Genomic DNA, 13,835 nt, shown 5'->3' on the forward strand with positions numbered 1-13,835 from the left:
TTATTTGCTGGGGCGCGCTAAAACGCCCTCAGCATCCTGATTTTTGGTGAGAACAGAGTGAGTTATGAAGGTATTGGTCACCGGTGCAACCAGTGGGTTAGGCCGTAACGCCGTTGAATATCTCCGCCGCCAAGGCATAAAAGTACGTGCCACCGGGCGCAATCAGGCTATGGGTTGCCTGCTGGAAAAAATGGGTGCCGAATTCATCCATGCCGATCTCACCAACCTGATCTCTTCGCAGGCCAAAGCCATGTTGGCGGATGTGGACGTGCTGTGGCACTGCTCCGGTTTCACTTCCCCATGGGGCACGGAAGAAGCCTTCGAACTGGCCAACGTCCGCGCTACCCGCCGCTTGGGGGAATGGGCTGCGGCCTACGGTGTGGAACGATTCATTCATATTTCGTCGCCAGCGATTTACTTTGATTATCACCATCACCGCAATGTGGATGAAGACTTCCGCCCGGTTCGTTATGCCAACGAGTTTGCCCGCAGCAAGGCCGCCGGGGAACAGGTGGTGCAACAGTTGGCGCTGTCCAATCCGCAAACCCATTTCACTATCCTGCGCCCACAGGGGCTATTTGGCCCACACGATAAAATCATGCTGCCGCGCCTGCTGCATATGATCAAACACTACGGTAGCCTGCTGTTACCACGTGGCGGGGATGCACTGGTCGATATGACCTATCTGGATAATGCGGTACACGCCATGTGGCTGGCCACCGTGAAGGAAGAGACTCCTTCTGGCCGGGCCTACAATATCTCCAATCAGCAAGCCTGCACGCTACGCACCGTACTGCAACAGTTGATCGATGAGTTGGGCATGAAGTGCCGCATCCGCTCAGTGCCCTACCCAATGCTGGATATGATGGCGCGTGGCATGGAAAAACTGGGCAGTAAAAGCGATAAAGAGCCCGTGTTGACCCATTACAGCGTCGCCAAGCTCAATTTCGATCTGACGCTGAACACCACTCGCGCACAGCAGGAGCTGGGTTATCAACCACAGGTTTCGCTAGAGGAAGGCATTAGCCGTACGGCTCGTTGGTTGAAAGAACACGGTAATCTGCACGGGCTATAACGGCCCCTCACCCCAACCCTCTCCCACAGGGAGAGGGAGCTGATAGTCCCTGCACATTTGTCGGTAAAGCGATAATCTCAGCAAATTTGATCGCCTACTCATCCAAAGTGCAGCACCGAATTTTCAAACCCACTTCGATCGGTCCCCTCTACCACACGGAGAGGGAGCTGATAGTCCCTGCACATTTGGCGGTAAAGAGATAATCTCGGCAAACTTGATCGCCCACTCATCCAAAGTGCACCACCGAATTTTCAAACCCACTTCGATCGGTCCCCTGTGGGAGGGTGAGGGCATTTTTTGGCGTTAGCGCATAGCTCCGTATTTGCTTAGCAACGCCTCAATAATCGCCTCACTTTCCGCATCTGGCTCACCGCGATAATCGCTGGGCCGGAAATGCATCTGAAACGCCGCAACCAGATTGCGCTGCTGCTTGGCATCCCATGTGGGATCGACGCCATAGCCGTAGCGCGCTAGCTTTTCCAATAGCGATGCCATCACCACCGGCTCATGCATATCACGACCAGCCAGATAACGTTCCACCTCCCGCTCATCCGGCCAGGCACCAATGCCTGCCTGCGCCAGCTGTTGCCATGGGAAGAGTGGGCCAGGATCCTGCTTGCGCTGCGGGGCGATGTCACTGTGCCCTACCACGTCTGTCGGTTGCAGCGCGTAACGCTGCACAATATCGCGGCTAAGTTGGATCAGTAACGCAACTTGCTCGGGCGTATAGGGCTGCCAGTCTTTCTCCAGCATGTTACGGGTAAAGCCCCGGTTGACGATCTCAATGCCGATCGAGGTATCGTTCAAATTGGTACGTCCACGCCAGTTGCTCGCACCCGCATGCCAGGCTCGCAACGCTTCGGGCACCAGTTGATACGCAACCGGTTTGCCGCCCTGCAGCGGCGGATAGGCGGGCAGCAAGTAATGGGCACTGACATGTTCGTCCGTCAGCGTTTTCAGCGAAGAGTGAAAATCTTCTGCGGTGTAATGCATCACCAGGAAGCGGATACGCTGATCGGCCCCTGGTGCCTGATGCAGGGTTTCCAACCGATAGCTACCGCGATCGATAACAGTGTTGTGCTGAGAACTTTGGCACCCCGACAGCAGCATAAGCGCCACTATCCCTGCTCTGATTTTCACCTCTTGCTCCCTGTATTTATCTTCTATCGGCCAGCCCGGCCATATGTAACCGACTTTGATTAACCTGTATCAAATCACCCAGTTAATCAACAAACCATGACAGTCTCCCCTGATTTGCAAGGGAGTGTTACCCCCGGCCACCAAGTTACTGCCGACGTGTTAGCCTCAAAGTATCACCGGCATGCAAGAAGCGGAGTCAATCATGTTCAAGCCAAGCGTTTTAGCCTGTCTGGTAGCCATCACGCTGTTACCACTGAGTGGTTGCGATCAAAAAAACACCGCTGCGACAACACCAGCGACTTCCCCTTCAATGCCTGCGGCAACCGCACCTCAGGCTTACACACCATTGAGTGCAGATCAACTTTACCAGTTGGTCAGCCCCATCGCGCTGTTCCCGGATAAATTACTGGCTCAGGTGCTGGCTAGTGCGGAGTATCCCGATCAGATCAGCGCAGCCAATAACTGGCTAGCGCAACATCCGGGGCTGCAACCTGCCGCGTTGAGCAATGCGGCCGATGCTCAACCTTGGGACAACAGCGTTCGCAGCCTGGTGCTATTCCCAGATATTATTGATCAGATGGCGAAAAATATTCCCTGGACGACACAACTGGGCAACGCTTATCTCAACGATCCCACCGACGTTATGAACGCTATTCAAGTTATGCGCCAACGTGCTGCACACAAGGGGACGTTGAAAAATACGCAGCAGCAGCGGGTTGTCGTCTCTGCAGTTCCCCCTGACTATGTCGCACCGCAGAGTCTGGTCATGGCCCCGCCGCAAACCATAGTGATTGAGCCTAGCCAACCGGATGTCCTGTATGTGCCCTATTACAACCCTTGGGAAGCCTATGGCGAACCAGTACCGGTTTATCCTGGTTACCATTACGCCGCCCCCGCTGGCTACAGCGGCGGCGAGATGCTGGCTACCGGCATCATCGGCTTTGGGGCCGGAATTGCGCTCGGTGCGTTAATCAACGATCACCACCACGGCTGGAACGACTGGGGTGTGCACTGGGGCAGGCATGACAATGGCAGATATCAGCCGGTGATATATAACAACCAGCCCTACGTTCCTCATAACACCACGGTGGTTAACGTTAATGAGTACAATAACGTTAACCGTTACAATACGGTGAATCATTACGACAGCCATAACCGCTACAACTCACCGGTGCAGGTCAATAACGGCCAACTGCCACACTTTGCCACACCGGCGATGGCGCATCCGTCATCAAACGGCACTCCCCTGTCAGCGCCTCACTTTGGGCCTGCCGCCACCATGCCCCATGCCAAAGTCCCTATGACCGCGCCTAATTTCCATGTGACTCCAGTGGTACATCAGCCGGTATCGGTTAGCAGGCCCAACACCCAGCCACTGCCACCGAGTTACCATCCGCACGCCTTGGTCAATAATCCTATCAAGCAGCCTGTGGCTCCTGAAAAACAAACCGTTTTTCATGCACCACCTGTTGAGCATTCAGCAATAGCTCCACCAGTGCATCCGAGAGTGCCAGCGCCGCAACTCCACCAACCTCAGGCCCCAGTGCTTGCACATCACACCGACCCGATTAAACGGCCACCGGAACATCCGCCGGTGAGAAAAGGAGAGCACAAAGTGGGTTAAGATAAGGGGCGCTGCTGCATGGCAGGTAACATCAATTAATCAATGACCGACTACCGCCGCCCCTTGCAAGATTGGGTGTGGCGGCAGTTGTATCAAACCGTTGCCGGGTTATCAGGGTATGATTTGACCGTGGTGACACCGCATGCAGCACCCGCTTAGCAGCGTTGTGCGCCTGTCGGTGAATGTCAGCGGCTGACTTTTACCGCGGTACCACTGACGCTGACCATCAGCATGGTGCTATCTTTACCTACGGTTTGATAATCGATATCGATGCCGACTACCGCGTTAGCTCCCAGTTCTTTGGCCTGCTCCTGCAGCTCCTGAAAGGCCAACTGACGCGCCTTGCGCAGCTCTTTCTCATAGGCACCGGAACGGCCACCAACGATATCACGCACGCCAGCAAAGAAATCACGGAAAATATTGGCACCCAGAATCGCCTCGCCGGTAACTACACCGCAATATTCTGTGATGGTAAACCCTTCCAGGGTGTGAGTAGTGGACAATTGCATCAAGAACTCCTTATAAAATCAAATCATTGCTGCATTATGACAGCTAATTTAAGCGGATGTTCTGTGGCACAATGGCACACAGCACCAATGCAAGGACCAAAAACGCCTTTATACTGTAGGCTGGTCCCGTGGTTTTCGGTCTTCATGGTTGAGAGACTTTTACATAAGGTTATGAGATGAAAACAAAAACGCTTGCTGTTGTTTTACCCTTGGCCCTGTTCTTAAGCGCCTGTACCACCGTCGAACCGGCCTTTAAGGATGTTGGCGTTCGCACTGGCGCCTGCGTGGAGGGTGGCCCGGATACGGTGGCCCAGAAATTCTATGACCTGCGCATTCAGCAAGGCCCAAGCACCGCACTGCCGGACAGCAGCCGTCTGGCACAGTTGCAGCCTTACCTGAGCCAGGTGCTGTATCAGGATCTGGTCAGTGCCGGCCAGCACCCTGGTAAACACACCATCACTGGCGATCTGTTCTCTGGCAATGCCCAAGGGCCAACCAGCGCAACGGTTGCTAGCGCTTCCACCATTCCTAACACCGATGCCAAAAACATCCCACTACGTGTACAGCTGACCCATCAGAAAGAGGGGGCCAGTGCAATCAACTGGCAAGACGAAGTGCTGATGGTCCGTGAAGGCACCTGCTGGGTAGTTGACGATATCCGCTTCCTCAACATCCCGCCGCATGCCGCCAGCGGTACGCTGCGCCAGGTCCTTGAGAACCAGTAACACCAAGATGGCAGCCGGGTGTATCACCTTCCCGGTTGCCAATTCCCCCCTCAGAAATGCTCAAAACCCCATCACCTTGAGAAAAATAGCTAGCTATCTCACAGTGTGCGCGACAAATCCGCCATTCAGCCAGCGCTCACGGTATCTTCTGCTATTATTTAGTCATTCTGCGACGCACTAATAAATTTTAACTCACAAAGATTGCATAAGTATTCTGTGGAAGTTACCATTCCCGGCATCAATGTCTATTCAATTTCAGCGCATGAGTATTCAACTAAAAGATATCAACTGCTTTTACGGCGCACATCAGGCGCTGTTTAACATTACACTGGATTGCCCTGCCGGTGAGACTCTGGTGCTGCTTGGTCCAAGCGGTGCAGGTAAGAGTTCGCTGCTGCGGGTGCTTAACCTGCTGGAAATGCCACGCTCTGGCCACCTGCAAATCGCGGGCAATCAGTTCGACTTTAAACAGTCACCGGGGGAGAAATCCATCCGCGAACTGCGCCAAAACGTGGGCATGGTGTTCCAGCAGTACATTCTCTGGCCACATCTGACCGTGGTGCAAAACCTGATTGAAGCGCCCTGCCGCGTACTTGGCCTGAGCAAGGCACAAGCGATGGCGCGTGCCGACAAGTTGCTGACCCGGTTACGCCTGACCGATTTTGCCGATCGTTTCCCACTGCATCTCTCCGGTGGCCAACAACAGCGCGTAGCCATTGCCCGTGCGCTGATGATGGAACCTCAGGTTCTGCTGTTCGATGAGCCTACGGCCGCGCTGGATCCGGAAATTACCGCGCAGATCGTCAGCATTATTCGCGAGTTGGCGGGCACCGGTATTACTCAGGTGATCGTCACCCATGAGGTTGAAGTCGCGCGTAAAACCGCCAGCCGCGTGGTGTATATGGAAAATGGCCATATCGTCGAACAGGGCGATGCCAGCCACTTTGCACAACCGCAAACCGTAGAGTTTGCCAATTACTTATCACACTAATAGCGATATTTGCTGTTCTCAGGGAGTTTGCGATGAAAAAACTACTAATCGCCGCCGTTCTGGCTGGCATCAGCGTTTCTGCCTCAGCAGCCGAAACTATCCGTTTCGCTACCGAAGCTTCCTACCCTCCGTTCGAATTTGTCGCGGCGGATAACAAGATCCAGGGCTTCGACGTCGATCTGGCCAACGCTCTGTGTAAAGAGATGCAGGCTGAGTGTACCTTTACCAACCAGGGCTTCGACAGCCTGATCCCAAGCCTCAAGTTCAAGCGTTTCGACGCCGTGATGGCCGGTATGGATATCACCCCTGAGCGCGAAAAGCAGGTGCTGTTCAGCAAGCCTTACTACGATAACTCGGCCCTGTTTATTGCCGAGAAAGGTAAAGTGGCCGACGTGGCCGCGCTGAAAGGCAAACGCGTTGGCGTGCAGAACGGCACCACGCACCAAAAATTCCTGACCGATAAACACCCGGAAATCACCACCGTGGGTTACGACAGCTATCAGAATGCCATTCTGGATCTGAAAAATGGCCGTGTTGATGCGGTGTTCGGTGATACCGCCGTGGTTAACGAGTGGCTGAAAGAAAACGCAGCGCTGGCCGCTGTGGGCGATAAAGTGACGGATAAAGACTACTTCGGTAGCGGTCTGGGCATTGCCATGCGCCTGCAAAATACCGAACTGCAGGGCAAATTCAACGCCGCCCTGGATAAAATCAAGCAGGATGGGACTTACGAAACCATCTACAAAAAATGGTTCCAGCAGTAATCATTATCCATGAATGAAATCCAACCTTTAGCTAGCGCCGCCGGGATGACCGTCGGCCTTGCCGTTTGTGCCCTGGTCCTCGGCCTGATCCTGGCGATGCTGTTTGCCGTCTGGGAATCATCCCGCTGGAAAGCGGTCAGTTGGCTCGGCACCGCCTGGGTGACCCTGCTACGCGGCTTGCCAGAAATTCTGGTGGTGCTGTTTATCTACTTCGGCTCTTCACAGTTGCTGATGATGCTGTCCGACGGCTTCGTCCTGAACTTCGGCCTGTTCCAACTACCGGTGCAACTGTCCATCGATAATTTCGAAGTCAGCCCGTTCCTGTGCGGCGTTATCGCCCTGGCCCTGCTCTATTCTGCCTACGCGTCGCAAACGCTGCGTGGGGCGCTGAAAGCGGTGCCACAGGGCCAATGGGAGTCCGGCCAGGCTCTGGGGCTAAGCAAGACAGCCATCTTCTTCCGTTTGATCATGCCGCAAATGTGGCGTCACGCGCTGCCGGGACTGGGCAACCAGTGGCTGGTGCTGCTGAAAGATACCGCGCTGGTGTCGTTGATTAGCGTTAACGATCTGATGTTGCAGACCAAAAGCATTGCCACCCGCACCCAGGAGCCGTTTACCTGGTATGTGATTGCCGCGGCAATCTATCTGGTGATCACCCTGCTGAGCCAGTATATCCTTAAGCGGATCGAGCTGCGCACCACACGTTTTGAGCGGGGGCCAGCCTGATGCTTGAGTTCATCCCCGAAATCATCAAAGGCTTGCATACCAGCCTGTCGTTGACGATCGTCGCACTGATTGTTGCCTTGCTGATGTCGCTGGTGCTGACGGTGATCCTGACGTTAAAAACCCCGGTGCTAACGCAGTTGGTGAAGGCGTACATTACGTTGTTCACTGGTACACCGTTGCTGGTGCAGATCTTCCTGATTTACTACGGCCCTGGCCAGTTCCCGGCGATCCGTGAGTATCCCTGGTTGTGGAACTTGCTTTCGCAACCCTGGCTCTGCGCGATGATTGCGTTGGCACTGAACAGTGCGGCCTACACCACCCTGCTGTTCCATGGGGCGGTACGCGCTATCCCGGCAGGCCAGTGGCAATCCTGTGAAGCACTGGGCATGTCACGCAAGCAAACGCTACGTATTCTGCTGCCATATGCCTTCAAACGTGCCTTGTCATCCTACTCCAACGAAGTGGTTCTGGTGTTCAAGAGTACCTCGCTTGCCTATACCATTACCCTGATGGAAGTGATGGGCTACAGCCAACTGATGTATGGCCGGACTTATGACGTGATGGTCTTCGGTGCCGCTGGCATTGTGTACCTGTGCGTCAATGGCCTGCTGACGTTACTGATGCGTATGGTTGAACGCCGTGCATTGGCGTTTGAACGGCGTAACTGAGCCAAACCTCGCTGAACTAGCCCTGCCATGTGCAGGGCTTTTTTATGGCCAAAGATAATTTTCTAGTCATTTATATTGCATAGTAATTCACTAAATGGCATTGTTATCGGCATAGCCACTCACAATGCCCTTGTGCCATTGTTAGAAAAAAAAGGTGGCGAGACCACAATCAAATTTACGACAGGAGCCGTACCGATGAAAAAGCTGTTACTTGCCGCCACCATTCTCGCCGGGATCACCTTTAACGCCGCCGCCGACACCATCCGTTTCGCCTCTTCAGCGACCTACCCGCCGTTTGAATCTCTGGATGCCAATAACCAGATCGTCGGTTTCGATATCGATTTGGCCAAGGCCTTGTGCAAGCAGATGCAGGCCGACTGCACCTTTACCAACCAGGCCTTTGACAGCCTGATCGCCGCGCTGAAATTCAAAAAATATGATGCGGTGATTTCCGGCATGGACATTACGCCAGAGCGTAGCAAGCAGGTTACCTTTACCCAGCCCTATTATGCCAACTCGGCCATTGTCATTGCTCAGAAAGGCAAGTTCGCTACGCTGGCGGATTTGAAAGGCAAAAAGCTGGGGATGGAAAACGGCACCACGCATCAAAAATACATGCAGGACAAGCACCCGGAAATTAACACCGTGTCTTATGACAGCTACCAAAATGCCGTGTTGGAGCTGAAGAATGGCCGTATTGATGGCGTGTTCGGTGACACGGCGGTGGTTAATGAGTGGCTGAAGAATAACCCGGAACTGGCCGCCGTAGGCGAGCACGTAACCGATGCGCAGTACTTTGGTACCGGTCTGGGCATTGCCGTGCGCCCGGATAACCAGGCACTACTGGCCAAGCTGAATGCTGCACTGGACGCGATCAAGGCGGATGGGACCTACAAGGCGATCAACGATAAGTGGTTCCCACAGTAATCCCCTCACCCCAACCCTCTCCCACAGGGAGAGGGAGCTTATAGCCCTTGCTCTTTTGCAAGTAAAGAGCTCATCTCAGCAAACTCGACCGCCCCTCATTCAAGGCAAGTCACTACTATTTGAAACACACTCGATCGGTCCCCTCTTCCTGGGGGGAGAGGGAGCTGATAGCCCTGCTCTTTTGCAAGTAAAGAGCTCATCTCAGCAAACTCGATCCCCCCTCATTCAAGGCAAGTCACTACTATTTGAAACACACTCGATCGGTCCCCTCTCCCTGTGGGAGAGGGTTAGGGTGAGGGGCAGTTATTTCCGGACCAGCAGCGTCAACACTTCGTAATGGGCTGTGTGCGGGAACATATCAAATAGCTGCACGCGTTCAACGCGGTAATCCGGCAGCATCGCCAAATCCTTCGCCATACTTAACGCATTACAGCTGGAATAAAGAATATAGCCTGGTGCCATGCGGTTGAGATAATCACACAGCTCGTTGCCAATCCCCCGGCGCGGCGGGTTCACCAAGACCAACTCAGGAACCTCCCCCTCAGCGATAGCAAATCGGGTCGAATCCAGCGCCTGAAAATCCACCTGCTGTAAGCCGAGAGTTTGCGCCGACTGTTTGGCACAGGCAATCGCCTCTGCACTGATTTCAATGCCGGTCAGCCTGGTTTGCGGCTGTGCGCAATGTAACCCGAAGCCACCAACGCCACAGAACAGATCCCACATGCTGGCGATCCCCAGCGCCCGAACCCAATCCCGTGCGGTGGCATACAGCTGGCTAGCCACCTGTGGATTGGTTTGAAAAAAGCTCTGTGGGCGAATGTATAACGGCACCTGGTTGAACCGCTCTTCCAGCGCCTGCTGTTCGGTCAGCGGGATTTCATGCTCGCCTTCCATGATCGCCATGTGTACTGGCTGAATATTGGCGGAGATCACCTTCAACTGCGGCAACTGTTCTTGTAACCAAGGCAAGGCCGCACGCAGTTGCGCCAGCTTGCTGTCAGAACGCAGCACAAAGCGCAGCATCAGGCCGCCGCTGAAGGTGCTTTCCGTCAGTAGTAAATATTTCAGTTCGCCACGTTTGCGCGCCACGTTATAAGGCGTTAATCCGGCGCGGGGGATAAAGTCTTTCAAGACCGCGAAAATCGGAGCAAAGCTGGCCGGATACAACGGACAATCACACAGGTCTACCGGTGTGCCATCACGGTGCAACATGCCAAGCAACGGGCGCTCAACGCTACCGCTGACCACCATTTTCGCCTTGTTGCGAAATGCACTCTGTTCACCCGTCACCGGCTCCAACCACTGCGCGACATCGCGATCCGCCAATAAGGATTGCAGATGATGTTGTTTTTCTTCCAGTTGCTGAGGATAAGGCTTTTCCAGCCACTGACAGGAACGGCAGGTTCCCGCCGAGTACAAAGCGCAATACATGAATAGTAACCGTTAAATCAGGATGACCAATGAGGGCGCAGATTGTACCACCCAACGCAGACAAAAACTTATTTACCAAAACAGGAGAAGATAAAACGCCGCCCGGTCAGGCGGCGTTTGAGGCTCGATTAATCGTCAACAGCATCAGCCACGAGCGGCCCTTTGCAGCTCGCGCGCGCGCTGTTTTTCCGCCCGCGCCATAAACCACCAGGCGATAAACCCGATGATCCCCACCACCAGCAAGATCAGCGTCGCCAAGGCGTTGATCTCCGGGTTAACCCCCATACGCACGCTGGAGAATACCAGCATTGGCAAAGTGGTGGCCCCTGGCCCGGCCACGAAGCTGGCAATCACCAGATCGTCCAACGAGAGAGTAAACGCCAGCATCCAGCCCGAGATCAGCGCTGGGGCAATCATCGGTAAGGTGATCACAGAAAACACTTTCAGCGGCGTCGCGCCCAGATCCATCGCGGCCTCTTCGATCGAACGATCCAACTCTCGCAGACGCGAACTGATAACGACCGACACATAAGCGGTACAGAAGGTGACGTGCGCCAACCAGATGGTGAACATCCCGCGCTCAGAAGGCCACCCAAAGGTGTGCCCCATAGCCACAAACAGCAGCAGCAGCGACAAACCGGTGATCACATCTGGCATAACCAGCGGTGCGGTGAGCATAAAGGCAAACCCGGTCGAACCCCGGAAACGCCCAAAGCGCACCATCACCATCGCGGCAATGGTGCCGAGGATCACCGCCGCCGTGGCGGAAGCCGCCGCAATGGTCAAACTCAAGCCAACCGCACTGATCATCGCCGAATCGTGGAACAGTTCTACATACCAGCGCAATGACCATCCCGCCCAGACGGTAACCAGCTTGGAGCTGTTGAACGAATAGATCACCAGCATCAGCATCGGTGCGTACAGGAAGGTGAAACCAACCACCAGAATCGCTATGCGCCACGGTGAACGCACTACCGGCAAGTTATTCATCCCTGCCCTCCCATTTCCTTGTTCTGGTGCTTGTGGAACCAGAGAATAGGTACAATCAACAGCAGCAGCATCACGGTAGCAACCGCCGAGGCGACCGGCCAGTCACGGTTATTGAAGAACTCCTGCCAAAGCACACGGCCAATCATGATGCTGTCTGGCCCGCCGAGCAGTTCCGGGATCACAAACTCCCCCACCGCCGGGATAAACACCAGCATAGATCCGGCAATAATGCCGCCACGGGTTAACGGCATGATCACGCTGAAGAAGGTTTTCAACGGCTTGGCCCCCAGATCCAGCGAGGCTTCAACCAGTGAGTAATCAAGGCGCGTCAGCGCGGTATAAATTGGCAACACCATAAACGGCAGATAGGAATAAACGATGCCGATATATACCGCCAGATTGGTATGCAGGATCACCAGCGGCTGATCGATTACCCCCAACCACATCAGGAAGTTGTTCAACACCCCGTTGTTCTTCAGTATCCCCATCCAGGCATACACACGGATCAGGAATGACGTCCAGGAAGGCAGGATCACCAACAGCAGCAGTATGTTGCGGGTCGACGGTTTACTGTGCGCCACCGCCCATGCCAGCGGATAGCCGATCACCAGGCAGCACAGCGTTGAAACCGCCGCGATCTGCAAGGATTGCAGATAGGCATCGATGTATAGCGGGTCATCGGTCAGTTGCAGGTAGTTGGCAAAGTTCAACGCAATATCGAGTTTGCCATCTGCCCAACTCATCAGATCGGTATAAGGCGGTACCGCCAAGGCCAGTTCAGACAGACTGATCTTGAACACGATCAGGAACGGCAGCATAAACAGTAGCAGCAGCCACAGCAGCGGCAGCGCGATCACCAGCTTGCGGCCATGGGCCATCTGCAAACGTTGGATAAACGCCTTAATCGGGCCGGGTACTCTTGCCGGAGGCTCCGGCGAACGTTCAGAAAGCAATGTCATGGTAGTTACTCCTCACTTTCTCAACTACACCGTCAGAACCACACAGCTGTCGGTTTCCCAACACAGGCGCACTTCATCACCCCAAGTCGGCATCCCTTTGCGGAAGCGATGGCCGTTTTGCAACTGCGCACTGATCATCTGCCCGCTGAGCAACTTCACGTGGTAGATAGACAGATCGCCAAGATAGGCGATGTTCACCACCTCACCCACCGCAAAGTTGCAGCCGTCTTCCGGCACTTCCTCACACAGCATGATCTTTTCCGGGCGGAGCGCGACCTGAATAGGCACACCGTCCACCACCGATGAATCAGGATCGACCTTAAGCGCATGGCGTAAACCCGGGCTTTGCAAGATCAATGCATCGTCCCGCCGCTCCTGCAACACGCAATCGAACACGTTGACCGAACCGATAAACTCGGCGCTGAAACGGCTGTTCGGGTGCTCGTAGATCTCTTCCGGCTCACCGATTTGCACAAACTTGCCGCGGTTCATGATGGCGATACGGCCAGCCATGGTCATCGCTTCTTCCTGATCGTGGGTGACCATGACGCAGGTCGCGCCCACGCGCTCCAGGATATCGACCACTTCCAGCTGCATGCGATCGCGCAGTTTTTTATCCAACGCGCCCATCGGTTCATCCAGCAGTAACAGCTTCGGCCGTTTGGCCAAGCTACGCGCCAGTGCCACACGCTGGCGTTGCCCGCCGGAAAGCTGGTGCGGCTTACGCTTGGCGTATTCCTGCATATGCACCAACGTAAGCATTTCGGTGACGCGCTCGTTAATTTCCGCGCGCGGCATTTTGTCCTGCTTGAGGCCAAACGCGATGTTCTGCTCCACCGTCATATGGGGGAAAAGCGCATAGGACTGGAACATCATATTGACCGGGCGCTGGTATGGTGGCACGTGGGACATGTCCTGACCGTCGAGGACAATTTGCCCTTCCGTCGGCTGTTCAAAACCGGCCAACATACGCAGCAACGTTGATTTTCCACAACCTGAAGGCCCCAACAGCGCAAAGATTTCGCCCTTGTAGATCGTCAGGCTGACGTCTTCTACCGCGTTCTGGCCGTCAAAGGTTTTGGTGAGGTTACGGATTTCCAGCAGAGGGGTGAAAACCTTCTGCGATTTGGCTAGCGGACGAGGGATAACATCGTTCAATCGGGGTGCTCTCCGGCTAAAGCAGTACGACCAACCACAGCAATTGCCATGGCCCAAAATGGCAATGCAGGCGGGTTAAACCCACATGCTTATCAATACCGGGCTCAGCATGCTGAGCCCCTATACTTATCAAAACCCTATGAATTTC

14 protein-coding genes are annotated in these 13,835 nt (G+C 54.6%); 8 read left to right on the forward strand and 6 right to left on the reverse strand.

Annotated elements, in window-relative coordinates; translation table 11 throughout:
* Positions 1-64: 64 nt before the first annotated feature.
* Positions 65-1,075, forward strand: a complete 1,011-nt coding sequence (locus ACKWMY_RS08300) for an NAD-dependent epimerase/dehydratase family protein (protein WP_024529886.1) — start codon at positions 65-67, stop codon at positions 1,073-1,075.
* Between the two features lie 303 nt (positions 1,076-1,378).
* Here ACKWMY_RS08300 and ACKWMY_RS08305 read toward each other — a convergent pair whose 3' ends face one another.
* On the reverse strand, positions 1,379-2,215 hold the full coding sequence (locus tag ACKWMY_RS08305; RefSeq protein WP_409486158.1) for an N-acetylmuramoyl-L-alanine amidase: 837 nt from the start codon (positions 2,213-2,215) through the stop codon (positions 1,379-1,381).
* A gap of 202 nt (positions 2,216-2,417) precedes the next feature.
* On the opposite strand from ACKWMY_RS08305, the gene ACKWMY_RS08310 reads away from it, so the two are divergent.
* On the forward strand, positions 2,418-3,839 hold the full coding sequence (locus tag ACKWMY_RS08310; protein ID WP_409486159.1) for a DUF3300 domain-containing protein: 1,422 nt from the start codon (positions 2,418-2,420) through the stop codon (positions 3,837-3,839).
* A 185-nt stretch (positions 3,840-4,024) separates the two neighbouring features.
* Here ACKWMY_RS08310 and ACKWMY_RS08315 read toward each other — a convergent pair whose 3' ends face one another.
* The gene (locus ACKWMY_RS08315) at positions 4,025-4,348 is read right to left on the reverse strand and encodes a heavy metal-binding domain-containing protein (RefSeq protein ID WP_074028937.1); all 324 of its coding nucleotides are present in this window, start codon (positions 4,346-4,348) and stop codon (positions 4,025-4,027) included.
* Positions 4,349-4,524: 176 nt separating this feature from the next.
* Between ACKWMY_RS08315 and ACKWMY_RS08320 the strand changes: the two genes are divergently transcribed.
* The 6 genes from ACKWMY_RS08320 to ACKWMY_RS08345 all read left to right on the forward strand — a co-directional run bounded on the left by ACKWMY_RS08320 (position 4,525) and on the right by ACKWMY_RS08345 (position 9,149).
* Positions 4,525-5,073: a lipoprotein gene (locus tag ACKWMY_RS08320; RefSeq protein WP_199063600.1), complete on the forward strand. Its 549-nt coding sequence runs from the start codon at positions 4,525-4,527 to the stop codon at positions 5,071-5,073.
* 262 nt (positions 5,074-5,335) lie between these two features.
* On the forward strand, positions 5,336-6,064 hold the full coding sequence (artP, locus tag ACKWMY_RS08325) for an arginine ABC transporter ATP-binding protein ArtP (protein WP_409486211.1): 729 nt from the start codon (positions 5,336-5,338) through the stop codon (positions 6,062-6,064).
* Between the two features lie 32 nt (positions 6,065-6,096).
* Complete coding sequence (gene artJ / locus ACKWMY_RS08330) at positions 6,097-6,828, forward strand: arginine ABC transporter substrate-binding protein (protein WP_024529841.1); 732 nt, start codon at positions 6,097-6,099, stop codon at positions 6,826-6,828.
* A gap of 9 nt (positions 6,829-6,837) precedes the next feature.
* Positions 6,838-7,554 carry an arginine ABC transporter permease ArtQ gene (gene artQ, locus ACKWMY_RS08335; protein WP_024486188.1) on the forward strand — a complete coding sequence of 239 codons (717 nt, stop codon included), beginning with the start codon at positions 6,838-6,840 and terminating at the stop codon, positions 7,552-7,554.
* Positions 7,554-8,222, forward strand: a complete 669-nt coding sequence (gene artM, locus ACKWMY_RS08340; protein ID WP_074028918.1) for an arginine ABC transporter permease ArtM — start codon at positions 7,554-7,556, stop codon at positions 8,220-8,222. Before artQ ends, artM begins: the two co-directional genes overlap by 1 nt.
* 195 nt (positions 8,223-8,417) lie before the next feature.
* The gene (locus tag ACKWMY_RS08345; protein ID WP_409486160.1) at positions 8,418-9,149 is read left to right on the forward strand and encodes an arginine ABC transporter substrate-binding protein; all 732 of its coding nucleotides are present in this window, start codon (positions 8,418-8,420) and stop codon (positions 9,147-9,149) included.
* Between the two features lie 303 nt (positions 9,150-9,452).
* Here ACKWMY_RS08345 and rlmC read toward each other — a convergent pair whose 3' ends face one another.
* The 4 genes from rlmC to potG form a co-directional block, all read right to left on the reverse strand.
* Positions 9,453-10,580 (reverse strand): 23S rRNA (uracil(747)-C(5))-methyltransferase RlmC, encoded by a 1,128-nt coding sequence (gene rlmC / locus ACKWMY_RS08350; protein WP_308871677.1) that lies wholly within the window; start codon positions 10,578-10,580, stop codon positions 9,453-9,455.
* Positions 10,581-10,724: 144 nt separating this feature from the next.
* Positions 10,725-11,570: a putrescine ABC transporter permease PotI gene (gene potI, locus ACKWMY_RS08355; RefSeq protein WP_074028914.1), complete on the reverse strand. Its 846-nt coding sequence runs from the start codon at positions 11,568-11,570 to the stop codon at positions 10,725-10,727.
* Entirely contained in the window at positions 11,567-12,529 is a 963-nt protein-coding gene (gene potH, locus ACKWMY_RS08360) for a putrescine ABC transporter permease PotH (protein WP_021804975.1), read from the reverse strand. Before potH ends, potI begins: the two co-directional genes overlap by 4 nt.
* Positions 12,530-12,553: 24 nt before the next feature.
* A complete protein-coding gene (potG, locus tag ACKWMY_RS08365; protein ID WP_065685359.1) occupies positions 12,554-13,687 on the reverse strand; it encodes a putrescine ABC transporter ATP-binding subunit PotG in 1,134 nt (377 codons plus the stop codon).
* Positions 13,688-13,835 lie beyond the last annotated feature (148 nt).

The sequence above is a fragment of the Serratia sp. J2 genome (assembly GCF_046269175.1).
Lineage (GTDB): Bacteria > Pseudomonadota > Gammaproteobacteria > Enterobacterales > Enterobacteriaceae > Chania > Chania fonticola_C.

Bases quoted from the DNA above. Each gene is read 5' to 3' on its own strand.
- rlmC (WP_308871677.1), bottom strand. From the start codon at position 10,580: ATGTATTGCGCTTTGTACTCGGCGGGAACCTGCCGTTCCTGTCAGTGG.
- ACKWMY_RS08300 (WP_024529886.1), top strand. From the start codon at position 65: ATGAAGGTATTGGTCACCGGTGCAACCAGTGGGTTAGGCCGTAACGCC.
- ACKWMY_RS08320 (WP_199063600.1), top strand. From the start codon at position 4,525: ATGAAAACAAAAACGCTTGCTGTTGTTTTACCCTTGGCCCTGTTCTTA.
- potH (WP_021804975.1), bottom strand. From the start codon at position 12,529: ATGACATTGCTTTCTGAACGTTCGCCGGAGCCTCCGGCAAGAGTACCC.
- potI (WP_074028914.1), bottom strand. From the start codon at position 11,570: ATGAATAACTTGCCGGTAGTGCGTTCACCGTGGCGCATAGCGATTCTG.
- artP (WP_409486211.1), top strand. From the start codon at position 5,336: ATGAGTATTCAACTAAAAGATATCAACTGCTTTTACGGCGCACATCAG.
- artM (WP_074028918.1), top strand. From the start codon at position 7,554: ATGCTTGAGTTCATCCCCGAAATCATCAAAGGCTTGCATACCAGCCTG.
- artJ (WP_024529841.1), top strand. From the start codon at position 6,097: ATGAAAAAACTACTAATCGCCGCCGTTCTGGCTGGCATCAGCGTTTCT.
- ACKWMY_RS08315 (WP_074028937.1), bottom strand. From the start codon at position 4,348: ATGCAATTGTCCACTACTCACACCCTGGAAGGGTTTACCATCACAGAA.
- artQ (WP_024486188.1), top strand. From the start codon at position 6,838: ATGAATGAAATCCAACCTTTAGCTAGCGCCGCCGGGATGACCGTCGGC.
- ACKWMY_RS08310 (WP_409486159.1), top strand. From the start codon at position 2,418: ATGTTCAAGCCAAGCGTTTTAGCCTGTCTGGTAGCCATCACGCTGTTA.
- ACKWMY_RS08345 (WP_409486160.1), top strand. From the start codon at position 8,418: ATGAAAAAGCTGTTACTTGCCGCCACCATTCTCGCCGGGATCACCTTT.